Genomic DNA, 24,365 nt, shown 5'->3' with positions numbered 1-24,365 from the left:
CCTTAACTTTAAATACGTAAAAAGCACATCCTTATTAACCTCACAAGGATGTGCTTTTTATTTGGGTACAAACAAATTGTCTACATCTACTTCTTTCATTCGGTTCGCTACATATGTGTTACGTGCCGGATTGACTTCTTTTTTACTGAGGAGATGATTGGCTACGGTCACAAAGTATTTTTCCATCTCTTTTGCTTCATAGTACTTTTTCGAGAATTTCATCTAATGTACCATGACGACTTTTCCTTAATGATTATTATATAATCTGAATCGGTAGATTTCAGGGAGTATTAGGAGTATCTCAAATTAAATGAGTTCCTAGATATAGAAGCGTCGGAACCGTCCCGGCGCTTCTCTGGGGCAATGTCTCTTACTTAACAACCACAACCGAGCAGGTCCTTGTCACCTATAATTCTGCATCCCTGGATGGCCCTGTCACCCAGAGATCCAATATTACAATACAGGTTTACTATCCCCTAAGCCCATTAGGCCATCAAGGCTTCATATATGATCCACTTTCCTACAAGTTTATTTTTGATGCACTTGATCATGACAGGCCGGCAAATCCGGTTCGGACAGTAGTAGGCTACTAATGAAAAATTGTAAAAATCAGATCCCACTACTTAAGGAATTATTTAGCATGAGTCATTATTAATATATTTACACTCAATACTCTTTAAAAGAGACTAGTAAGGAGGTTTTTGTAATACGCTTCATTCAAATCTCTGTTTTCCAAACCGCATACCTACCTGATCCAATATATGGCTACCTTGATTATATCCATGTATTCTGTCATCAGAGCCTCCTTTTATCATACTTTCAATAATTTTAATTGTTTATATTGTGTAATCAATAAATATGTGCTAAATTAAGATACGTATCTAACACAAGAACTTACGTTCTATTCTTTTATATTGGAGTTGAAAATATGGAGCGAGTTTTAGAAGTAAACAATAGTTATCAATTATTTTATAGTACTTTATCAAATCTAAGGGAAGAATTTCATCGCAATGGAAGACTTGACGACTCAAATGCAAAGTTAGATGAAATAATAAAGTTAATAGTTTTAAATTATTATGAATCTAAAAACTCTAATAACAGATTTAATTTAGAATATATTATGGAATTAGCAAAGAAACACTTTGATTCTAAACACGAGGTTGCTAAAGCATTGAGGTTTTTGTTTGAAGAAGTAGTACAGAATAAGATGTTCTTTAATAATGACGGAACTAATATCTTTGGCTCTAATCCCACGCTTAGTATACAACCTTCTGAAAACGAGTTTGCTTCCAACTTGATTAATGAAATAAGCAAAATTGATTTTAACCAATTATTAATCAATGGCGAAAGCCAAGACTTTGATATAATAAATGAATTTTTTGGACACTTTGTACGAGACAACTTTAGAAATAACAAAGAAGACGGCCAGTACATGACACCTCAGGAAATTATATACCCCGTTTTAGATATGGTTTTTCATGATATTCTTAAAGATGATGAATTTGAGACAACCATTCTAAATGGAGACTTCAAAATTTTAGACCCTACATGTGGGGTAGGTACGTTAATTATTGAGCCACTGCGCCATATTCAAAATTACGTAAATAAACTCGCTATATCTCATGATGAAAAAGAAATCATCATTCAAAAAATTAAGCAGAATGGATTGATCGGTCAAGATAAAGTAGATAGAATGGTTAGACTTTCCAAAATTAATATGCTGTTATTTGGCGGTAATATAGCAAATATTTTTCACGGAAATAGTATTACAAATGGCTCAGAATTAGATAACTATAATAGTCAAATAGATTTAATTATTACTAACCCTCCATTTGGAGCAGTTCATAAAATTGAGGAATTAGTAGACCAAGAAAGATATTCAATTATAAACAAATTAAATGAGAACTATAATAATATTGATTCAGAATTAATCATGTTGGATAGATGTATTTCACTATTGAAGCCAAATGGAAAATTAGTAATTGTTGTACCTGATAGCGTTGTTTCAGCAAAAGGAATATACGGTGCTTTTAGAGAAGAACTGCTAAGAACTTGTGATATAAAAGCTGTTATTGATATGCCAAGTGTAACATTTGCCCAGGCTGGCACACGTACAAAATGTGTTATTCTGTATTTGGAAAAAAAGAATACAACAGATAATAATATCTTTATTTCAATTTGCAACGATATCGGCTACGATGTTAAAGAGCGCAAGGGCGTACCTGTTAAAATACAAAAGGGCATTAACGCAATGAAAGAAATCTCTCAAACTTATATACAGTCCTCTATGGAGTTAAAAGATTCTAACTCAAAAATAGAATTACTTAAACCATCTTGTGCAGTGATTAACCAAGACAAAGGATTAACTGATAACTTTTTAACTCCTAATTTTTATAAAGCAGATAGAATAAACACTTTAAAAATTCTTGAATCTTTAGATAAGGATAAATTCGAAGTAAAGGAATTAAGGGAAATAGTTGATTTTGATGTTATTAAAAGAAAGCGACTTAACACAACCGAAGACATTAAACACGTTAGTGTATTACACGTGAATCCTGACAGCACAATTAATTTTGAGGATGTTGAAGAATTTGAACCCGTTTCAAAAGGGAAAGAATGTTTTAAAGGAGAAATTTTATTTTCAAAAATTAATCCAAGGATATCAAGGATTGCAGTTGTTCCTGCATACGAAAAGAAGTTAGTATGTTCAAATGAATTTGAAGTACTAGCTCCAAAGCAAAATGTAAATCCACATTTAATAATGCTAATGCTCAATATGGATATTGTAAAAAAACAAATTATTAATTTAACTTCAGGGACCTCTTCTTCTCATAATCGAATTAAAGCTGAACAACTTGGTAGTATCTTACTTCCATTTCCAAAACCAACTGGAGAGATGTTTGAACAGTTTAAAAAACTTGGGGATACAATTGAAGCTACAATAAATAAAAAATATGCGGCAGAGTTCGCCCTCAATATTCATAAAAATGATTTGGACAACCTAATTAAATAGGTTAGCTAAAAGACAACCAATTCTCGGTTGTCTTTTTTTCACTTTTGTAAACTCAAAAAAATATACATTGAAAAATAAGTATTTTACATTTACTATTATTGTATACATTTTTTGCTAATAATTTATTAGAAGTGGTAGGTGACGTTGCGAATTGAATGATATGACGAAAGTACTTACAGCATTAAAATTACATCATGAATCTTTTTTTGGAGCGCATGAATTTGCAGAACAAACTGCACAACCAACACCAGAAGATTCTCGTGCATGGTCTCAGATAATAGTTAGCTTATTAACAGATATTAATGGTCTTGGAAGAAAAAAAGGACCTGATTTAAGAGATGGTTCAGATGTTAAATCTGCTAACATCTGGCAATCTATTGATACACCAAGGTTTAACGGGGTTATTAAATCCGGCACAAAAAGTGTTACCTCTGATAAACTTGAGTCTTTAGACTCTATGCCTTTTTTATTTTTTGTATTGTGGGACAACGAGCCTAATTCCAAAAAAGAACGTGTAAGAATATGGGTAGTTAGAACACAAGAAGATAAGTTATTTAGAGAGACTTGCAAGAAGTGGTATGACTTAAGAATGACTGGAGATATTATCAGTAATAATTTCCAGTTACACCCCCCTAGAAATAAAAACTTAAATGTATTTAGAAACACTTGTGGTAATTTAAACTACCCTCTTCTTTTCAATGCTGTATGGGAACAAGACCACTACGAAATAATTACTTATGATCCGGATGTTCTTACTAATGGCGAATGCTCAACTATTTAAGAAAAAACCACTAAAGCACACCATGCTTTGTTGGTTTTAAAGTATATTGCTATAAAACGGTGACTACCAAATCCTCCCAGTTCAAATCCATTTGGAGGTATTCAAAGGTCACAAAATGCTAGAATTAAAGATTGGTTATGGTATGTAATAAAAAACATCCCACGAATTAATTTAAAGAACGAATGAAAAACTACTTTATACAAAGTTTCATAAAGTAGTTTATTGCTGTGATCGTCTAATTTTAGCTATGAAATTTTACTTGTTTTACAAAAGCCTTTTAACTAATAACATAATAAAAGAAAGCACGAAGAGTCTTTTTTTCGTGCTTTCACAAAAAAATTAATTCAGTTGATTTATCACTTCCTCACTACATTCTTTCAATAAACTATACTCCTCTTTTGTTATTGGCTTCACATGAGCTATTTTGTTTCTCACTTCTGACAATTCATAGAACTTCATAATATAAAACCTTGTAAAACAATTGATTAAAGGAGGATGTTTAACATAAAGATCAATAATTTCATAGTAGGTGAGCCTTTCAATTCCTCTTATTTCTTTAGTTTTTATAGTCCAATCCTTTCCATAGTATTCACATAGGGTTTTCATTGCATGATCTTTAAGGTTACTTTCCATTATATATAGTGCCTCGTATGCTAAAACCATTCTTTTAATTTCCTTTTTGTTTCTACTCATTCAAATCTCCTGCAATACGTTTTAATAACACTATAAGCTTAGAGACAACATCATTAATAAACCTTAATGAAACTTAATGGTGCCTTTTATCCAATTCACTTTTCATTTTTTCAATAAAGACCTCAAGCCAAAAATTTATTGTGTAGAGTTGTTTATACATTTCAACATCCTCTTCATCTACAGTTTCCTTATTAATACCTTCGTTATTGATCTTGTATGGACCAAATAATTGTAATAGTTTTTGTTGATCACTTTTTTGAGAATGCGCAAAATTATTTCTAATTCTAATTAGGTTAATTATTGAGTCACGAAATGAAATTTCTACTCTAGAGTTACTTGTTGGGTCAGGTATGTTGTTATCAATAACTCCATAATCCTCGGAAAATCTAATCAAGTGCATTAGTGACATATCTTTTGTATAATCGGAATTTTCTTTCAATTTAACATTAGAACCATCAATTTCTAATTTATTTTCTGTTATCTTTAATACTTCTAATTTTCTTCGACTAATTAATCCAGCAATAAAGTTCCATCGTTCACGGTAATTTGAAACTTCACTATCGATTCTTTGAAATATATATGCTTTGCACAGTTCCTCAAATTCAATATATATCCCCCAATAATCAAAAAACAATTCCCCGAGAGTATTAGGTACTTTTTCAAGAGTTCGGTACGTGGTCATAGACTACCTTCAACCTTTCATTTACTCTCGAAGTAGTAGATGGAGATTTTTCAAAAGTTTTTAAAAATCTATAATTATTGTACAAATAATCCAGTATTGTTTCAATTTCACCAACCGTATATTTATTATAAACAGCAATCATGCTGTCAATCGTATATTCGGAAGTATTTGGAAGCTCATTGTTTTGTTCAATGTCTCGATATTTCTTTTTATTTAATTCTACTTTCAAAGCATATGTCATATTGCAAATTTCATCAATTTCGTCAATTTTTACAAATGTACTCTTATCATCGTTTTGGAATTTTTGCATCACATTATTAATCATATCTCTAGGTCTTGATTTATAATCTTTAAAGAACTTATTTTCTTCACTTATTTCTTGAGCAGCTCTTAATTGTTCGATATATGCAATACTTTGATACATCCTATTTAAGTCTTTGTTTCTTTTTTTATCATTGCTTGTAAAAGCACTTCCAAAATTTCCTTTTTCCTCAATATTTCTTACTGCTTTAAAAACTTCAGTGGTCATTTCAGATGAAAAAATAGCTTTCCGCAGTTCAGCTTGTGTTAGCTTAATATTTCCTTGATTTAGCCTAGCAAACACATCGTATCTAATCTCGGGATCAGCATTTTGTGCAATTACATACATGTCAATAACCGAAGACAGCACTGGCTCTAATTCCATTCTATAATCTTCTTCAATTTCAGAAAAAGTTTTTCCCGCGAAAATATCACCGTAATATTGAAGGTCATTATCTAGCTTTAAATTATTTGTGAAAAATTTGTAAATGGAGGTCAACCTTTGCTTTCCATCAACCACTTCATATGTGATTGAACCCAGTGATTTTTTTGGCTTTATTTCAGCTAAATAAATTGGAGGTATCATTATTCCAATGAACAAAGACTCAATAAACTGAGATTGAGTTTTTTTGGTCCAGACTTCTTCTCTTTGATAATCAGGTCCTAAATCAATAGTGTTGTTTTTTATTTTTTGATAAATTTCTATTAAGCTCCATGAATGTTTAACTATCTTTAAATCTTTTAATTTTTCTCTTTTTATTTTAAACTCCTCTGTTACTTCACTATCATCAAAATCTACTCCTTGATTTTCTCCCATAAGCAATTCTAGCTTTTCTTGCTCAAAGTTATCAGTTTCACCTCTAGTATCATATTGCCTACTTGACATAAAAAAACCTCATTTCTATAGTTGTTTTAAACAAACCTTATATTTAAATAGGATTCCTCAGTTTATTTCTGAGTCAATGAATGGCCTTAACATACTTTAAGAGGTCTCCCACAGTTCTATTTAATAAAACTTTGACCTATCCACTTCGTATAGTTTGAACAGTAATAGGGATATACATGGCATTTAAATTAATCCTGGTTAAACTCATGCTCATCATAACGAAGAGCCAGTCTTCAATTTTATAATTTGACTTGGTACGCATTTTATTGTAATAAAGGCAAACATATATATTTGTTTTCTTTAAGAATAAAAGGTTTGTTGTTTTTAAAAAATAAATCCCGAAATAACCAAATCCAGGGTTAATTGTAGCCCTACTTTTCTTTTGGATAATTTTGTAAATGCTATATCTCTTGGAAGAATTTATATAGAGAATGAATAACCTTTAGTTATTAAATTGTAGCTTGCATTAAATCGAAATGTGCTAATCAAACCTTCATTTACTCTCACCATCTCTTTCGAAATAATCTCAACCTTCTTTTTTAAACCAAGTATAAGCAACTCCAAACCCCAACCACATTATTACATCTTTGTTCATTTCATGCAAAAAAATCAATACTTCCATTCACCTCATCTAACAGAGCAGCTGTTAAAAACGAGTTACAAACCTCCTCACTAATCTATATAAAGAAAACATTAAGGACATCCTCACTGTCTACAGCCGAAGAATAGTAAAACTCAAGGCTATCCCCATATCATCAACGGACTTTTATGAAAAATGTCTATCATTAGGTTCTCAAGAAATGAAAAAAGAAGCTTCCCATTAGTTTTGTCAACTAACGAGAAGCCTCTGTTAAAATCCTCAATTTGAGTTAAGTGATAGTATTCCACTCTCACCTTACCAACAAACCTTGTCATATCAAGGGTTCAAGGGGTAGGCTACATCATGCCGCCCATATTTCCTCAAGTCTGTAACATCTTTAACGTGAATTAACGGAGTAACACAGGGTTATGTTACCCTTTTGTTACTCCTTTTCTATCTAGTGGTCTAATAAGCTATTTGAACAGGTTGAATTTATTCATCCCTTTCTAATGTTGGTAAGCTGTTGACTAAATCAACTGTTTGAACAGCTACATTAATCACACGAAGTAATAGATTAAATATATACTTTTCGTCGTTTGAGAAATCGTTCGGATCATCTGTAATACCTGATTTTTTATCTGTTTTCACTTGATATTGATCAATTATCCATCCTATTGCCGGACGGCCGTTAACTAAATATTCGTATGCTTTTTCCGGGATATTCTTAATGGTTATATCTCTGTTAAAAATGATTGTATCTAATTGATTTCGTTTAGGATGCCTCATTTTCTGAACACGATATGAAGGATTTTGCGTTCTATATTCGACTTCTACATAAGGATATATCGGAAGTGTTTCATAATTTAGATGTAAATCAGCTAATTTTTGTCCACATTCTATATATTCTTTCTTATGTTCCACAATAGGTACTTTGGGAAGATCCTTACTTAAGTCGTTAGCATATTTTGTTTTATAGTCAGGACTATTTAGTACAGCATAAACATAATAGAATGCATCTTCTGGACTTATGTTCAATTCACTAATAAAAGAATCAGTAAGATTGTATTTAGAATTGGTTGAAATTAATGTAGTATCTTCTCCATCCTTTATTTCAAGTAAAAAGCCTGTTCCACTAGATCCTAATGCCACTTCTGCGGGAATCGAATCAGTGACTAATGCTGAAAAATTTCCTATTGAGGCTCCTTTAGTAATATAAATTAATTTATTTTCACTCCCGAAATTATTTATATATTTACCAGGCATATCCACTATATCCCGTTGATAATATAAATATTTTTTAGTAAAGGGCCGGTATAAACTATTTATTACGTTTTCATCTTTGAGGATAATTTTTTTGTTTGATTTAAATTTATTAAGCAATGCTCTCGACCATTTAATATATTTCGGATCATTATTAACTGCCTCTACTCTGTCATTAGGATCTAGAATATTAGAAAGTCTATTCAGTTCATAATTGTAATGATTTGCTAAGGTATGGCTATTCTTGATGACGCTTTCTCTTGCAAAACCGTAAACCCAAACGTCTCTCTTTGTTCCAACACCAATTGCTCTTTCACTAAATACTTCCCCATCAACATTACGGAAGGATAAGTATTTTTCATCACGTTGATTTACCCAATCATTGTTCGAGTCAGGAATAATATTAACCCAATCTATATTTAAAATAGATTTTTTATCTTTAATGATATTAAGTTTTTGTTCTCTTGTTAGATAATCTCCTATATCTTTATAGTAGATTTCATGCTCATTACTTCCATCCTTAATAAGCAACGTAATTGATATTGGAGTTCTACTTCCTGACCCAAAAATCTTGCCTCCTTCTTGTCTAGATTTTTCTCCAACGGTTCGCTGATCGCCTCTAAGATTAAAAATATAAATGTAATTAAATTCTTCATACCAACATTTACGTAAACCGTCTGTACCTCGACTATCAATAAACGAACCATTTGTTACAAAAGCAATAATACCCTTGGAGTTGATTCTATCACTTGCCCATCTAAAGGATTTAATATAGCTATCGTACAAAGTGTTTTTTGCTACAGCTGAAGAATATTTCGCATAGGTTTTTGAAATTGCTTCTTCAAGTTTAGGGTATCTCTGATTTTTATTATTGTCATTTGCATCGTTCTGCCCAGAAGAATATGGTGGGTTCCCTATAATTGCAAAAATAGGATTTTCTTGTTGTTTTATCAATCTCTTATTATTTTCATTGAATAGCTCACTCACAAACGAATCTTTGTTTTCTGTACTTTCAAAGGTATCAGTTAATACATTACCTTCAAATGGTACATATTCCCCCCTGTTTAGGGCATGGAAAGTCTCTTCAATATTAACTGCTGCAATGTAATAACTTAATAAAACAATTTCGTTGGCATGAATTTCCTGTGTATACTTTCTTAATAAATCTTCTTTTGGAATTAGTCCACTTTGTAAAAGACGAACAATAAATGTCCCGGTTCCTGTAAAGGGATCTAAAATATGAACACCTTTGTCTTTTAATGATTTATTAAAGTGTCTTTTCATAATGTCTTCAGTAGACTGTATAATGAAATCTACAACTTCAACTGGAGTAAAGACAATACCCAAACGTTCAGTAGTTTCTTTGAAACCAACTTTGAAAAATTTATCATAAAGCTGAATAATTATTTTTTGCTTAGCATCTAAATTATCTACACCTTCAGCTCTCACCCGTACACTTTCATAAAATCCTTCCAGTTTTCCTTGTTCTTTCATTAATCCTGTTTTATCTAACACCTCTAAAATAGATTCCATCGCTAATGAAACGGGGTTGTTTTTTACAAAGCTATACGAAGAGAAAAGAGCTTCAAATATTGGTTTTGTGATTAAATGTTGCGAAAGCATTTCAATTGCTTGCTGCTCTGAAATAGAATCATTAATGTTATATCTTAAACTAGTTACAAACTTCTCAAATTCACTATATATTGAACTGTCTTTATCTTCCAACATTACGTTTATTCTCATAATATGCTTTCTGGCTATTTCTGCAACGTCCTTTGACCAATCTTCCCAATACCGAACGTTTCCAACTTTTTTAACAATTTTTCCATAAATAGCTTGTTCAAGGTCCGTTAAATCCTCATCAGAGAACAAAGTGAGTTGATCACTTCCATGTTCTACATTTAAGCCATTTTCTGGTACATCACCTACACCAATGACTTCAATTTGATCTGGTTTTTTCTTATTTAATTCCAGCTTATTTATGGTAGCATCGAATCGTTCATCGAGAGAGCGCAGAGCGTTTAATACCTCCCAAACAACACGATATTTATCATTATTATCGAGTATTGAATGAGCTTCTAAACCGGCAGGTATTCCTATTGGAAGAATAATGTATCCATAGTCTTTTCCTGAGCTCTTTCTCATTACACGACCAACTGCCTGTGCAATATCAATCTTGGATTTTCTTGGTTTCAAGAACATGATAGCATCGAGATCCGGGACGTCTACACCTTCTGTTAGGAAACGTGCATTTGACAAAATACGACACGTGTTTTCTGGTACTTCTTCTTTTAACCAAGAAATTTTCTTGTTCTTTTCAAGAGCATTCATTGAACCATCTGCGTGGTCCACTTCAACTTCAAAAGTACCACTTAAACGATAGTGATTACCAGTATATTGATCAACAACGTTCGTGAACATATCAGCAATCAATTTCGATTCCTTGATGGTTCCTGCGAATGCAATGGCTCGTTTCATCGGATCGCCCAAAGTTTCGTTTGAATCATGCTTTCTCTTAACAAGTCCATTCCAGCACCCGATGATTTTTGTCACATCATCAAACTCTAGCTCCCTTTCCCTTGCAAGCATCTGCTGGAAGCGTCTGGCGATCATTTCCTCATCAACGCCCAATACCATGACTTTATAATCCGTCAAAATACCTTGACGAATCGCATCCCCAAAACCGATTCGATAAAACTCATCACCGTAAATTACTGAATCGTTCATGTCGGCTAAGAGAACAGATTTCTCATCCGCTTTCTTACGTACATCTTCTCCGTAAATGCGGGGAGTTGCAGTTTGATACAGCCTTTTACTGGCTTTGATGTTTTCGTTGCTATGAACTTTTGTAAACATGCTGACATCTCCGTTGTCATCATCAGCAATTCCTGTAGTACGGTGTGCTTCATCACATACCACAAGATCAAACTCATAAAAATCATGCTTTTGTGCTTCAGTGATAACATCAATCGACTGGTAAGTAGAAAACACGGTTAAAAACTCTATTTTTTCTTCTTTTTCATCAATCTCCTGTTGATAAGTAAGCAATTTTTCATAATTCGTTGTGGCCGGGAAACCAATATCAGCAGTGGAAATATCACCAATTCCGGTTTCTTTATTTTCTTTTGTTACTTTTCGGTCAGAACATACAGCAATAGAATCCATAAGTAAGTTGGAATCAGCTGACCAGCTTCTAAGCGTTTGAGATAGCAGCTGAATACTCGGCACTAAATAAAGGACTCGAAATGTTCCCTCTTTTTCTTTGGCGAGTTCTTCAGCAATTGCCATTGAGGTGTATGTTTTACCTGTTCCCGGAGCCATAATTAATTTCCCTCGATCATGTTCTTTTAGCCCGTTAACCACAGCTTCTATAGCAGGAAGTTGGTGTGGTCTCGGCTTTTTCTTTTCCATTAGCCTTACCGGGGCTGAATCATGAAACGAAAAGGACGACCAGTCGATTTTACTTTCTTTCAAGTCTTCTAGTCCGATTCTTGATATGCTTTTACTTCGCTCTGTTAGTGCACTTTCCGCATTTCGGTTCCATTTGTCTGTAGAAGAAACAACCAATCCTTCTGCATAATAAGTCTTTCCCACTTCATTCAGAAACGAATCAACGTGCTCTTTGCGGATTGTCGTGGATTCTGAGTAAAATTTACACTGAACAGCGACCAAATCACCATTAGAGCGCTTTCTAGCAACCAGATCAACGCCTGTATCATATTTGGGGATATTATACTCTTCTGGCACTTCATTCAGAGTCCATATTGCATCAAATAAACGCGAATACATTGGTTCATGTGTTAAATAAGTTACAGTTAACAATTCAAAGAGTGTACCTCGATCCCTTTGTTCCCGTTCTATTTTATCAATTTCTTGGAGAAGTTCTATAAAGCTTTTACGCTGTTTTGTTTCCATTTAGAGTCACCTCTCTAATAATTAGATACCGTTTATTATTATATCAAATACGTCTCTGCTTATAATTTCATAGATTTTTTTATGGCACCAATATCCCATAACTTAATACTGCTTTCCCAATTTGTAACCAAGTAACTTAACATACCATGAGAATAAAATGATAACCCTAATTATACAAGTTTTGGGTATATTTTTATATACCATTTCTTCTACCTAATCTTCAGTGGCGTATCGCTACTTTTTTTACACAAAAAATTTAGTAGGGGACACATTTAAAATCATGTGCCCTCTAAACTTTGGTCGTTTTTTAGACTGGTTTTAGTTCGCCTTCCACCGTTCAACTGTTGTCAGTGTATTTTTTATCATGTCTTCTACATCATCCTCTTTCTGTCTTTGAAAAACGGGTTCCACTTCTTCATGCTTTAACCATTGCATGTACTTAAGGAAAAGATCATACAGCTTTTCTGTGGGGACATCTACAAGATCGCGTTGCATAAGTTCCTCTTTTAGCTTTTTTGTTTGTTCTCCAATGATTTCAATGCGGGCCTTTTTGGCAATATAATATTGCTCTTGCAAAGTTTCCAGTTCGATGGCTTTTAAATTGGCCACCTCATATTCAAACTTCTTGGACCAGTCAATTAAAGTCGATTTTGCGACTTTTAACTGCTTTGCGATATTGTCAAAGCTATATCCGGCCGCTCTTAATTCGATAAACCTTTTTTTGGTTTTATTGTCTTTCATAATTTTCACCTCGTTTTTAATCTCCCTCATGAACATTTTTTAAGCGGAAGTACAATTCCCTTGACAATTAATTATTTTCTACGTTGCGCTTCCTTTCTTACTAGCAATATAGTCAAGGTATCGTTTCACCTTTGGTAAAACATCCTCAAGCTTGCTACCAGTGCCTATTGTTTTTCTGCTGATCGCTTCACTCTGTCCCGGATAATGTGTTTCCCTCCACACCTCCCACCTGCCGTTTATGCGCTCTATATAGAGGCTACTTATATTACTTATAGTGGCTGTGTACAGCTCGCCAGGGATGCCAATCATAAGTCCGGCTCCCTTGGCTTGCTCGTCCAACTGTTCCACCTGAGCTTTAGTAACTAGTTCAATTACATTTCCCTCACTCCGCTTTTCACGCTTAATTTTGGGTAGGAGTGCCTGCCTTTCTTCCGCTTTCATATTATCGTAATTCCGCATCGCAATGTCCAGAAAGCCCATAAAAGAGCACAGGGGAAGATTTGGTTCACTGGCTGAAGATAGAACTACGATGGATCAGTATTTTGTCCATTGGAGGGAAGGTGAGTCAATTGTTATGCTACCGGAAGATATGGAGGAAAAATCAATGTTAGAAATCGGCCAATACACCTTATCTAAGGTATTGGCTTCCCACATAGCAGGTGGAGTTAATTTAGGGGTGAAAGATTTAATACGTAATCCTTCTACCAAAGGTTTTAAGATTCTTGAACAAAGATATACACGCTTTTTATTGGCAGCAATCTATTACGATTTGTGGCAGAAAATTAACGATGATAAGAATATATTTATTTTATTTGCGGGAACAAAAACTGCGGCTTACCCTTTATCAAATCCAGGCGTAAAAAGTATTGTTCGGATGCTTGTAAGCAAGAAGCGTACAGAGAGCGTTTAAAAGAAAAAGGAAGTGATACACTATGACTCATTATTATAAGCCACGTTGTAAATGTAAGGGTAAGAAATGCAAGTGTGGAGCAAGCTGGGCATACATCGAAGATATAGGCATCGACCCAAAAACCGGAAAAAGAAAGCAAAAGAAAAAAAGTGGTTTTCGTACCAAAAAAGAGGCAGAAGCGGCTGCTGCGATTCTGAAGAATGAACTAAATCATGGGACTTATGTTGAAGAATCCAACGTGACATTTGAGGATTTTGCATATGAGTGGCTTTCTATCTATGAGGGAAGCGGAAACGTAAAAGAGAGTACCGTCCGAATACGTAAACATGAAATAAAGCGTCTCTTAGATTACTTTGCCAAATTAAAATTAAAGGGCATTACCAGAAGGCAATACCAAAACGCTGTAAATGACTTAAAGAAAAGAGGATATGCCCAAAACACCCTAGACGGAGCACATCGTACAGGAAGAATGATTTTTAGAAAAGCTGTAGAATTGGGGGTATTGAAAAAAGACCCTACAGAATTCACCCATGTGCCAAGATATCAAAGGACGGTTGAAGAATTGGAAGGGAAAAAGGATTTACCGAAATATCTAGAAAAACAGGAGCTCAAGCATTTTCTTCATTTTGCAAAGAAAATGGGATTGGATCAAGACTATCCTATTTTTTTTTATTACTGGCTTATACTGGTTTGCGAACTGGTGAATTGTGCGCCTTAAAATGGCGAGATATTGATATGAATGAACAAACCATCAGTATCTCAAAAACCTATTACAATCCTACGAACAACAGAAAGGAATACAAGCTGTTACCTCCTAAGACTACTACAGCAGTACGGATAATTGATGTAGATGATACTGTGATTAACGAATTAAAAAAACATCAATCAAACCAAAAAGAAACAATGATGAAACACCGTGATATATATCATGATCAAGGATTTGTTTTCGCGAGTGCTGATGATAAATTGCCAGGTTATCCACATTACATTAAGAAAGTGGAAAATCGTATGGCAAGATTATTAAAACTAGCTGAATTAAATACCGAACTTACTCCACACTCGTTACGACATACTCATACATCTCTTCTAGCCGAGGCAGAAGTAAGTCTCCCTCAAATCATGGAGCGATTAGGGCATAAAGACGAGTCCACCACAAAAAATGTTTACCTGCATGTAACAAAAGAGATGAAAAAAGAGGCTTCCCAAAAGTTCAAAGAACTCATGGAAAACCTCTGATTTCAGGCCCAATCACAAGAAAATGTTACTCGTTTGTTACCCCTGAATGAACTTCAAGGGGTACAAGGACCTCCAAACCCTATAATCAAGGGATTTTTGAGCGGATGCTTACATCATTCCACCCATGCCACCCATGCCGCCCATGTCAGGCATTCCGCCGCCGGATCCTTCTTCTTCTGGAAGGTCTGCGACTACAGCTTCTGTTGTTAGGAACATCGCTGCAACGGATGCTGCGTTTTGAAGTGCGGAACGTGTAACTTTTGTTGGGTCAACGATTCCTGCTTCAACCATGTTTACGTATTGGCCGTTGGCTGCGTTGAAGCCAATGCCGACTTCTTCGTTTTTCAGGCGCTCAACGATGATGGAGCCTTCAAGGCCTGCGTTGTGCGCGATCTGGCGTACCGGCTCTTCAAGTGCGCGAAGAACGATGTTCACACCAGTTGCTTCGTCGCCGTCTGTTTCAACAGCTTTAACAGCGTTGATCACGTTCACAAGGGCTGTACCACCACCGGAAACGATGCCTTCTTCTACTGCTGCGCGAGTAGAGTTGAGGGCGTCTTCGATGCGAAGTTTGCGCTCTTTAAGCTCAGTTTCAGTAGCTGCGCCGACTTTAACGACCGCAACACCGCCGGCAAGCTTAGCAAGGCGCTCCTGAAGTTTTTCTTTGTCAAACTCGGAAGTTGTTTCTTCAAGCTGAGATCTGATCTGGTTTACGCGGTTTGCGATTTCAGCTGTGTCACCGGAACCGTCAACGATTGTTGTGTTGTCTTTGGATACAACAACTTTCGCTGCTCGGCCAAGCTGCGTGATGTTCGCAGATTTAAGATCAAGACCGAGGTCTTCTGTAATAACTTCCCCGCCTGATAGTGTCGCGATATCTTCAAGCATCGCTTTACGACGGTCACCGAATCCTGGTGCTTTAACAGCAACAGCATTGAATGTTCCGCGAAGTTTGTTTACAACAAGTGTTGCAAGAGCTTCCCCTTCAACATCTTCAGCGATGATGAGGATTGGCTTGCCCTGCTGGACAACCTGCTCAAGAACAGGAAGAACTTCCTGGATGTTTCCGATCTTTTTATCAGTGATAAGGATGTACGGATCTTCAAGAACCGCTTCCATTTTATCAGAGTCAGTCACCATGTAAGGAGATGCGTATCCTCGGTCGAACTGCATACCTTCTACCACTTCAAGCTCTGTCGTGAAGCCTTTTGATTCTTCCACTGTGATAACGCCGTCGTTTCCAACGCGCTCCATAGCTTCAGCGATCAACTGGCCGACTTCATCGTCAGCAGCAGAAATAGAAGCTACCTGAGCGATCGAGTCTTTGCCTTCGATTGGCTTGGAGATGGACTTAAGCTCTTCAACAGCAACCTTTGTCGCTTTTTCAATACCCTTACGGATGACCATTGGGTTCGCTCCGGAAGTAACGTTCTTAAGACCTTCCGCGATCATAGCCTGGGCAAGAACAGTCGCCGTCGTCGTACCGTCACCGGCGATGTCGTTTGTTTTGCTTGCTACTTCGGATACAAGCTTCGCACCCATGTTTTCGAAGTTGTCTTCAAGCTCGATTTCCTTCGCGATTGTAACACCGTCGTTAGTGATTAATGGAGAACCGAATTTTTTCTCAAGAACAACGTTACGTCCTTTAGGTCCAAGCGTTACTTTTACCGCATCTGCAAGTGCATCAACCCCGCGCTTCATCGCGCGGCGAGCGTCTTCGCTGAATTTAATCTCTTTAGCCATGGTAAAAAACCTCCTGTAATTTTTGTTTTATATGTAGGCGCCAAATCCGCCTCTTGTAGGTATCGTTCTATGCGCCTACGAAATTGCGTTTTTTATAAACCGCAAATCCTTAGCCGATTACTGCCAGAACGTCGCTTTCACGAAGGACTAAATATTCTTTACCTTCATACTTCACTTCAGTACCAGAATACTTAGAGAAGATGATGTTGTCGCCTTCTTTCACTTCAAGTGCAACGCGCTCACCGTTATCCGTTACGCGGCCCATCCCTGCAGCTACAACTTTACCTTCTTGTGGCTTTTCCTTTGCAGAATCCGGAAGTACGATCCCGCTAGCCGTTTTTTCTTCTTGCTCTACCAATTCAATAACAAGACGATCTCCTAATGGTTTTAACAAGGAAAACACCCTCCTTAATGTATTTGCGACAGTCCGAGCCTTGCTGGCCGACCTGCGCTGATTTGATTTGTCTGTTTATTAGCACTCGGTTCGGATGAGTGCTAACACAATTCCTATAATAATCGCCTCACCATTTTTTTGCAAGTGTTTTCCTTTATTTTTTCCGCAAAAAAGTCACCGGAAACGTCACGTTCCCCCGGCACCTGCTTCATCCATTGGTTCCGCATACAAAATCAGCCCAAACCGTTCTTTTTCAGCTTGAAGCACGTACTATGGTACAATATGAAGCGATACATAATTGCAAAGGAAGAGCGCATCCGGCTCCCTCCCCTTGCCAAACTTCAAAAATACACAGCACAAACATAAAGGAGACTTCATCGTGACAAAAAGATACTGGATTATTCTCGTTACCTTCATTCTCGTGCAGTTATCACCGCTCGTGACGATTCCGCTGCTCAGCGGCACCGGGCTTGCCGACTCCCCTGAAGCCCTTCAGGGATATGCGATTCTCATCGGATTTTCCATCGGGACGCTCATTATTGCCCTCTTAAGCTACTCGAGTCTGAAGCGTGACGGGGACTTTGATCTTCGCAGCAAGTCCACCATCGGCACAACCATCACCTGGTCCGTCCTCGGGATCATGCTCGCCTTCGTGGCCCAGATGGTCGCCAACCTGATTCAGATCAACCTGTTCGGCGTCGAACCGGGCTCCGAAAACACCGAGCACATCGTGAACATCGCCACCGCCGTGCCGCTAATGGCCATAGCCGTTGCGATCTTCGCCCCTATTATGGAAGAAATCGTCTTCCGTCAGGTCATTTTCGGCGCCCTGTACCGCCGCTTCGGCTTCTGGATCGGCGCCCTCGGAAGCGGTCTTCTGTTCGCCGTTGTCCACGTGGACTTCGAGAACCTTCTCGTCTACCTGATCATGGGAATCGTGTTCTCGTACCTGTACGTCAAAACAAAACGAATCATCGTACCGATTATTGCACACGCTGGTATCAACGGCTTCGTCATGCTTGTACAGGTTGTCTACCGCGAGGAAATCGAGCGGATCATCGAACTTCAGGAGCAGCAGGCCCTTAACCTGCAGGCAGTCATCATGTTTATTGGAGGATTAATCTAATGCGCAAGTCACCCATGTTCTGGGCGGTGCTGTATTTTTCCATTGCCACCATGTTCGTCTTCCTGGCAACACAGCAAAACGCCCGCACCGACGGATGGGATTTTCTCACCATCATTCTCATCGTCGTCGCCACCATCGACTACGTCATCGCCTTCCGCTTCTTCGGAATGGCCAGACGGGTAAAGAAAAACGAAAAAAAATAAAAAAGAGCGCAGCTCCGGACTAGGAGCAGCGCTCTTTTTATGTTGATTCTCCCCAAGCCGGGATTAATACTTTCGAAAATGAAATTAATACTATCAAAAACGCCAATAATACTATCAGAAATCCAAATAATACTATCAAAGATCAGATTAATACTATTAAAGACACAATTAATTCTTCCTGCAACAACTTTTATTTTACCCCGGCAGCCTCAAGCTGCTTCAAATGATGCTGATCGTGCTTCACAAACATCTTCACAAAGCTCTCCGGTGAAAACTGACGCTTCCCGGTCCCAATGGTAAAGCGCATATCCGGATTCAACACCTCAAACTCCGCCGCCAGCTCTTTTCGCATCTCCACAAAAAGATCAATCACTTCTTCCGGTTTTTCACACGACTTCAAATACTTAAGCCCCTCCGCATTATGCGCATCGTGATCCGGAAACGCCGGCAGCCTCGCCCCGTCCGCCATGTGCGGCACCATCTGCTCTTTATTAAACTTATCCCAGTAATACATATGACAAATCACTTCCCGCGGTGACCACTTCCCCACGCCAATCGGCTCCACTAAAGCCTCCCCCGGCACCTCTTTTAACCCCGCAAACTCGTCTGCCGCTTTTTCAAATTGAACCAGTGTTTTGTTTTTCATCCTAAATGCTCCTTCCTATGTAAAGTAAGTGAGAGGAAGCACCGAGCAGATACGGGTCCGCCGCCAATTCCGTAAGAACCTGCATCAGCTCTTCTTCCTCCCGCCAATTCCCCCATGTGGTATCTCTTAAAAGTGCACCGGGATTGGATCCGATTAGTTCCAGCGTTTCAAAACCCTGCGCCTCCATAAACGGCTTGATGTCTTTTACCTCAAAATAGTAAGCACCTGTAAACCGTCCTTTGTCCTGGTGGTCAAAGCACCCTGTTGCGGAAAAATTCATGATCGCTTCGAGCGTATTGTTCGGTTGCAATTGTTCAGGATTCTCCAATGACGTGAGGACATGCTTCGATCTCGGCATAAACGCCACAAACACAATGCCGTCTTTTTTCGTTACCCTCTTTAACTCACTGATTGCCTTAAAACGATCCTCTTCTTCCTGCAAATGGTACATCGGCCCCATCATTAGCGCAGCGTTAAATCTGCCTGGTTCAAAGACATTCAAATCTCTTGCGTCAGCAACATGAAACCCGTTAAACGCTTCTGTTAAGCCCAGCTCCTCTGCTTTCTTTTCCGCAACCTCCACAAGCCTCGGGGTAAAATCCGTCAGCGTCATTTGAACCCCGGCCTCCGCAAGCGCCATCGCATACTTCCCAGGCCCGGCACCGTTATCAAGCACCTGACCGGACGGAGGGAGGTACTTCCTTATGTAATGCATGTTCACCTGAAATTCTATCGGCTCCCGCTCAAGACGCCCCCATTCATCAAACTGCGTATAATAATCAATGACGTTGTCCACCAGACTTCACCTCCCCAAGGTATTCTGTTGTGAGGGGCGTTTCTCCTCCGCCGACTGACAATGAATATGCTCTGGCGTTACGCCTTGAGCTAACCACTCTGTGCAGATCTTTTCCTATAAAATGAAGGGCAACACCATCGTCCGCGGCGTACCCACCTGTTATTTGTTCCGAATCAACGAAGTGCCGGTAAGCAGGTCGCCGTTCAGCCTCCCCGTCGTAATGAGGGCAATTGCTTCCCTTTAAAAAGCCGAGGCACTTTAAACTTGCAAGGCCATTACCGAACGAATCGGTTACACCTTCTTCAAACCAACAAATCGAACCAGCACTGAGACCCACCAGGATAACACCTTTCTCCCATGCCTCATGTAATATCTGTTCCAAACCCCACTCTTTCCAGAGAGCAAGCAGGTTCTTCGTGTTTCCCCCACCCACATAAATAATATCTTTATCCAAAATAAAAGCCTTTAAATCTTCAGCAGGCGGTTTAAATAAAGACAAATGTGAAGGCTCGCAATTAAGTTTCATGAAGCTTTTATAGAACCGCTCAATATAGCCATCCGCGTCTCCACTTGCAGTAGGAACAAAGCAGACCTTTGGTTTATCTGATAAAGCCTGCTTTAAAATATAATTATCGAGGAGAGGGTTATCGGGCTCCATGGAAAATCCTCCCCCTCCCATAGCGATGATTTGCTTCATGCCTCGTCCCCCTGGATCAGTTTCGCAGCCTCCCGCGGAATCCACCCGTCTTCCCCGGTCCTCACATTCTTTACCCAGAACCAGCCATTCAGTTCTTTCACCATTTCAACTAGTTCGCCGGCATCGATATTCAGCTCTTTCGCACAATAATCTTCCGTTATGACATGATCATTAATAATCTCCGCCGGCACCCATCCTTCAGATTCGCCGTCCTCCGTTCTGCAGTAAACCCAGTTCTCCCAGCCCTCGGGACCTTCATAGGTTCTGCCTGTCCGAACCCTTTCTCCCTTACTGAGGGTAATAGGATCCGGGTAGTTGCTCGCGTGTGGTTTTATCATTATGTACTTCATGCTTCGCACCTCCTGCGCAAGCCGCACCATATCCCGGCACCGTATGCCGTTTTCATAGATTTCCTCATCATAATGCTTCACAAAGAAATCCCGCTCCACACCGACAATCCGAAACCCGCATTTCTGGTAAAGAGCGAGCTGCCCGATACTAGAGTTCCCCGTTCCGACTTCAATCGTATGAAGACCAGCTTCCCTCGCCCGATCAATCGCATCCAGGATCAGCTTTTTCCCAATACCCTTGCCGTGCTCCGACTCCTTCACCGCTACGTTCATCAGTTCCACACGCCCCGCACCTGTTTTGACGAGCACATAAACCCCAATGACTTCACCTGACACCTCAGTGACCCAGCATTCCCCTTCTCGCAGGTAACTCTTCACTTTCTCCTGTGACGGATCCGCCAGCAACAGCAAGTCCATCGGGGGATGTTCGTTTTCTCTTAGTTTTCGGATCTTCATTTAAAACTCCCCTTGCTTAGTAAAGTGTCCGGTGCCAGTACTCAACCCGCTCTTCAATCTGTTTTCGCACTTGTCGCAAATTGATCCTGAAATAAACCGTTTTGAAAAAGTTCACCACATTCGTCTTTGTCCGGTAAAAATCCAGCGAATGCCCTTCTTCTCGAAGATACTCTTCCAGCTTTTCAGAGGTTTTTCCAATCCACTGCTCTAACTGAGCAGCAGCGATCCTTTTATCCAAAAGAGCCTCAATCACGAACGTCAGCCGCTCATCTTCGTCATCGACATACGTGACTTTTTTAAATAAACAGTCCTGCACGGCCTGCAGAATGTCTTCGTGACACTCCATGCTGACAGAAGGATGCAGGGTCACAGATGTGAGCAAATCAGCCCCGTGAGCAATGCTGTGAGCCCACCCCTTTCCTTTCACAAAGCCCCTGACATCCTTTTCCCGCGCCAAATAGAGCAGCGTTTTCTCCAAGGTTTCTTTCACCACTTCCGCCGGCAATGCCCTCCGCTCGCGATCCTTCTGCATAATCGCCGCAATGACAAGAGCAGAGAACGAGCGCGTAAACACCGAATCGTCCCCGCACTTCCCAATATGGTAAAAGAGATGCGACTCCCCGACACAAGTGGTCAGCAAAAATTGAAGCTGCTCGTCCGTCAGGCAATCGTCTTTTGCCCACTTCGCAAACGTACTGTATATAAGCCCGTCTCTAAGCTCCGGATCAGGAGAGCCAATGTGCCGCAGCATAGGCTCAAGCAATCGGGAGATTCGTTCTTCGCTTCTATGTATCTTGTATTCCCGCAAACTCTTTAATTCTTCCTTTAATGTCATCAGCTGACTCCATTCTTCGCAAAGTTGGAGGAATTTTCTGTAATTATTATATCATCCATAGATGCCATCCGGGTCACTTCCTCCTAAGAAAGCGTAATTTCCCCCTAAAACCAAATAATTAAGGCATTTTTTTCTCCCTAAATACTGATAATTTCCCCTTAAGATCGAATTCACCCCTAAGGGAGAAAAATTCTCCCCTAAGACGAATTAATTCACCCCTAAGCTCTGTTTATTCCCCCCTAACTCCAATTAATTCACCCCTAAGAGCTGAGCACAACAAAAAAACAGCCTCCCTCTCCAAAAGGGAAACCGCTCTCCAATAATCATCACCATTTTTCCCATCACCGCATCCATCCCGCGTGACAATTCTTCCGAAAACAACGATAATTCTTCCGAATACGTCTTTTATTCTGCCGATAATCCTCTTTTTTCTGCCGCAAATCTCATTAATTCTGCCACTCACACAAAAAAAGACCTCCTCTATTAAAAGGAAGCCGCTCTCCAATTACCAACACCTTTTTTATCATCATCGCATCCATCCCCCCGTAACAATTCTTCCAAGAACAACGATAATTCTTCCGAATACGTCTTTTATTCTGCCGATAATCCTCTTTTTTCTGCCGCAAATCTCATTAATTCTGCCAATCACACAAAAAAAAACGGCCTCCCTCTCTAAAAAGGAAACCGCTCTCCAACAATCATCACGCAGACTTCTGCCGCGCGTCATGCTTCTTCACTTCACGTCCCAGCACCCATCCCGCCGGAATCGACACGAGTAGCAGCACGGAAATAACAATAAACCCTTCCGTGATGGCTTGAAGACTCGCTTCCTCCAGCGACATGCCGTTCGCGCCCATCACCTGGGCCCGCCGCACTTCGAAATACACACTCATAAACACGATCCCGAGTGCTGAGCTCATCTGCCTGAGGACGTTGTTCATCGCCGATCCCCGCGATATCATCTGCTCGGGAATGGCGTTCATTCCTGTCGTCGTGGACGGCATCATGCTGAAGCCCATGCCCATCCCGCGAAGTGCGTTCAATGCAAACAGTACCCAAAGGGCCGTTTCCATGGAGATGAATCCGAACATGATCGTCCCCGTAAACGAAAGGGCAAGCCCCGTTGTCACCACGCCCGACGGTCCCCGTTTGTCCAGGATCCGTCCGCCGATCGTCATGCAGAGACCCATCAACAGCGCCGACGGTAAAAACACAAGTCCCGTCATTATCGCGCCGTATCCGTAAACGTTTTGTACGAGCAGCGGAATCAAAAAGATTCCCCCGAACAAGCTGATGGAACTTACAATCCCGATCCAGATGCTGATTGTATACGGCTTGATTTTAAAGATCGACAAATCGAGGAGTGGCTGTTCTTTGCCGTTCTCGATTTTTACGAACAGGGCCAGCGCCGCGAATCCGATCACGATCAACGAGATATTCACCGGATTGGTCAGGTGGGCGAGCTCACTGATCCGCCCGAGGGCAAAGAGCACCGAGCCCACCCCGATCGTCACCGTCACAAAGCCGCTGCCGTCAAAGGTGATGTTTTTGTTCGGCTTGCTTTTCTTCAAATAAATCGATGAAAAAATCAGTCCGAGAACACCAGTTGGTACGTTACAGAGAAACAGCCACTGCCAGGTGCCGAGCTCGATGATCACGCCGCCCAGCGTCGGTCCGATTGTGGGCGCCATCATGGCGGCGATGCCCCAGATGCCCATGGCCATACCCCGCTCACGTTTCTCAAACACTTCAAATAGAAATACGAGAGACAGGGGCATAATAAATCCGCCGCCGATTCCCTGGAGCCCGCGGAACAAAATGAGCGACGACAGGTTCCAGCTCATTGACCCGAGAATCGAGCCGAGGACAAAGAGCAGTAGCCCGAAGAGATACAGATTCTTTTTCCCGAACTTGTCACCGAGGTAGCCGGTGAGGGGCATGGTGATTCCCATCGTGACCATGAAGATGGTGATTACCCAGCCCGTCGCCACGGCGTCGGCATCAAACACGTCCATCAGGTGAGGGACGCCGGGGTTTAACATGCTGTTGTTTAGAATTATCGTAAACGTTCCGAGTAGTATCGCGAATAACACGATCCATTTATGTGGAATTTTAGTCACGT

At 39.5% G+C, this 24,365-nt stretch carries 22 protein-coding genes and 1 pseudogene; 6 read left to right on the top strand and 17 right to left on the bottom strand.

Translation table 11 applies throughout. The features are described from left to right. Window positions 1-57 precede the first annotated feature (57 nt). Window positions 58-222, bottom strand: coding sequence for a hypothetical protein (locus JSY36_RS03400; RefSeq protein ID WP_205165248.1), 165 nt, complete (start codon window positions 220-222; stop codon window positions 58-60). A gap of 706 nt (window positions 223-928) precedes the next feature. Between JSY36_RS03400 and JSY36_RS03395 the strand changes: the two genes are divergently transcribed. Beyond that, window positions 929-3,013 carry an N-6 DNA methylase gene (locus JSY36_RS03395; protein WP_205165247.1) on the top strand — a complete coding sequence of 695 codons (2,085 nt, stop codon included), beginning with the start codon at window positions 929-931 and terminating at the stop codon, window positions 3,011-3,013. A gap of 160 nt (window positions 3,014-3,173) precedes the next feature. Beyond that, a complete protein-coding gene (locus tag JSY36_RS03390) occupies window positions 3,174-3,794 on the top strand; it encodes a MamI family restriction endonuclease (protein ID WP_236784591.1) in 621 nt (206 codons plus the stop codon). A 339-nt stretch (window positions 3,795-4,133) separates the two neighbouring features. Here the strand turns inward: JSY36_RS03390 and JSY36_RS03385 are convergent, their stop codons facing one another. The 6 genes from JSY36_RS03385 to JSY36_RS03360 form a co-directional block, all read right to left on the bottom strand. Further along, entirely contained in the window at window positions 4,134-4,487 is a 354-nt protein-coding gene (locus JSY36_RS03385; protein ID WP_205165245.1) for a hypothetical protein, read from the bottom strand. A gap of 73 nt (window positions 4,488-4,560) precedes the next feature. Beyond that, window positions 4,561-5,169, bottom strand: coding sequence for a hypothetical protein (locus JSY36_RS03380; protein ID WP_205165244.1), 609 nt, complete (start codon window positions 5,167-5,169; stop codon window positions 4,561-4,563). Continuing rightward, window positions 5,147-6,355: a GmrSD restriction endonuclease domain-containing protein gene (locus JSY36_RS03375; protein WP_205165243.1), complete on the bottom strand. Its 1,209-nt coding sequence runs from the start codon at window positions 6,353-6,355 to the stop codon at window positions 5,147-5,149. Before JSY36_RS03375 ends, JSY36_RS03380 begins: the two co-directional genes overlap by 23 nt. 1,072 nt (window positions 6,356-7,427) lie before the next feature. After that, window positions 7,428-12,110 carry a DEAD/DEAH box helicase gene (locus tag JSY36_RS03370; RefSeq protein WP_205165242.1) on the bottom strand — a complete coding sequence of 1,561 codons (4,683 nt, stop codon included), beginning with the start codon at window positions 12,108-12,110 and terminating at the stop codon, window positions 7,428-7,430. Window positions 12,111-12,428: 318 nt separating this feature from the next. Next, window positions 12,429-12,860, bottom strand: coding sequence for a hypothetical protein (locus JSY36_RS03365; protein WP_205165241.1), 432 nt, complete (start codon window positions 12,858-12,860; stop codon window positions 12,429-12,431). 69 nt (window positions 12,861-12,929) lie between these two features. Continuing rightward, window positions 12,930-13,292: a hypothetical protein gene (locus tag JSY36_RS03360; RefSeq protein ID WP_236784529.1), complete on the bottom strand. Its 363-nt coding sequence runs from the start codon at window positions 13,290-13,292 to the stop codon at window positions 12,930-12,932. 88 nt (window positions 13,293-13,380) lie between these two features. Here JSY36_RS03360 and JSY36_RS03355 point away from each other — a divergent pair, with 88 nt between their 5' ends. Together JSY36_RS03355 and JSY36_RS03350 are read left to right on the top strand one after the other, a co-directional pair. Further along, window positions 13,381-13,761: a hypothetical protein gene (locus JSY36_RS03355; protein ID WP_205165240.1), complete on the top strand. Its 381-nt coding sequence runs from the start codon at window positions 13,381-13,383 to the stop codon at window positions 13,759-13,761. Between the two features lie 22 nt (window positions 13,762-13,783). Continuing rightward, a pseudogene (locus tag JSY36_RS03350) lies at window positions 13,784-14,997 on the top strand (tyrosine-type recombinase/integrase). Window positions 14,998-15,105: 108 nt separating this feature from the next. Here JSY36_RS03350 and groL read toward each other — a convergent pair. Together groL and groES are read right to left on the bottom strand one after the other, a co-directional pair. Beyond that, on the bottom strand, window positions 15,106-16,740 hold the full coding sequence (gene groL, locus JSY36_RS03345) for a chaperonin GroEL (RefSeq protein ID WP_205165239.1): 1,635 nt from the start codon (window positions 16,738-16,740) through the stop codon (window positions 15,106-15,108). Between the two features lie 109 nt (window positions 16,741-16,849). Beyond that, window positions 16,850-17,134 (bottom strand): co-chaperone GroES, encoded by a 285-nt coding sequence (gene groES, locus JSY36_RS03340; RefSeq protein ID WP_205165238.1) that lies wholly within the window; start codon window positions 17,132-17,134, stop codon window positions 16,850-16,852. 379 nt (window positions 17,135-17,513) lie between these two features. Between groES and JSY36_RS20790 the strand changes: the two genes are divergently transcribed. Next, window positions 17,514-18,260 carry a CPBP family glutamic-type intramembrane protease gene (locus JSY36_RS20790; protein ID WP_205165237.1) on the top strand — a complete coding sequence of 249 codons (747 nt, stop codon included), beginning with the start codon at window positions 17,514-17,516 and terminating at the stop codon, window positions 18,258-18,260. Then, entirely contained in the window at window positions 18,260-18,463 is a 204-nt protein-coding gene (locus tag JSY36_RS03330; protein ID WP_122900216.1) for a YdiK family protein, read from the top strand. The genes JSY36_RS20790 and JSY36_RS03330 overlap by 1 nt, the downstream gene beginning before the upstream one ends. 190 nt (window positions 18,464-18,653) lie before the next feature. On the opposite strand, the gene JSY36_RS03325 is transcribed toward JSY36_RS03330, so the two are convergent. The 8 genes from JSY36_RS03325 to JSY36_RS03295 form a co-directional block, all read right to left on the bottom strand. Further along, window positions 18,654-19,109: a DinB family protein gene (locus tag JSY36_RS03325; RefSeq protein WP_205165236.1), complete on the bottom strand. Its 456-nt coding sequence runs from the start codon at window positions 19,107-19,109 to the stop codon at window positions 18,654-18,656. 1 nt (window position 19,110) lies between these two features. Continuing rightward, a complete protein-coding gene (locus tag JSY36_RS03320; RefSeq protein ID WP_205165235.1) occupies window positions 19,111-19,905 on the bottom strand; it encodes a methyltransferase domain-containing protein in 795 nt (264 codons plus the stop codon). Then, a complete protein-coding gene (locus JSY36_RS03315) occupies window positions 19,889-20,602 on the bottom strand; it encodes a Type 1 glutamine amidotransferase-like domain-containing protein (protein WP_205165234.1) in 714 nt (237 codons plus the stop codon). Before JSY36_RS03315 ends, JSY36_RS03320 begins: the two co-directional genes overlap by 17 nt. Next, window positions 20,599-21,408 carry a GNAT family N-acetyltransferase gene (locus JSY36_RS20785; protein ID WP_205165233.1) on the bottom strand — a complete coding sequence of 270 codons (810 nt, stop codon included), beginning with the start codon at window positions 21,406-21,408 and terminating at the stop codon, window positions 20,599-20,601. The genes JSY36_RS03315 and JSY36_RS20785 overlap by 4 nt, the downstream gene beginning before the upstream one ends. Before the next feature lie 16 nt (window positions 21,409-21,424). After that, on the bottom strand, window positions 21,425-22,243 hold the full coding sequence (locus JSY36_RS03305; protein ID WP_205165232.1) for a DUF2785 domain-containing protein: 819 nt from the start codon (window positions 22,241-22,243) through the stop codon (window positions 21,425-21,427). Between the two features lie 229 nt (window positions 22,244-22,472). Continuing rightward, a complete protein-coding gene (locus JSY36_RS03300) occupies window positions 22,473-22,706 on the bottom strand; it encodes a hypothetical protein (RefSeq protein WP_205165231.1) in 234 nt (77 codons plus the stop codon). 63 nt (window positions 22,707-22,769) lie between these two features. After that, entirely contained in the window at window positions 22,770-22,892 is a 123-nt protein-coding gene (locus JSY36_RS20600; RefSeq protein WP_272873249.1) for a hypothetical protein, read from the bottom strand. A 52-nt stretch (window positions 22,893-22,944) separates the two neighbouring features. Further along, entirely contained in the window at window positions 22,945-24,363 is a 1,419-nt protein-coding gene (locus JSY36_RS03295; protein ID WP_205165230.1) for a DHA2 family efflux MFS transporter permease subunit, read from the bottom strand. Window positions 24,364-24,365: the final 2 nt, after the last annotated feature.

This window comes from Alteribacter salitolerans, from assembly GCF_016901055.1.
Classification (GTDB): domain Bacteria; phylum Bacillota; class Bacilli; order Bacillales; family Salisediminibacteriaceae; genus Alteribacter; species Alteribacter keqinensis.
The sequence above is the reverse complement of the archived record's forward strand: the minus strand, read 5'-3'. Positions and strand labels throughout refer to the sequence as shown.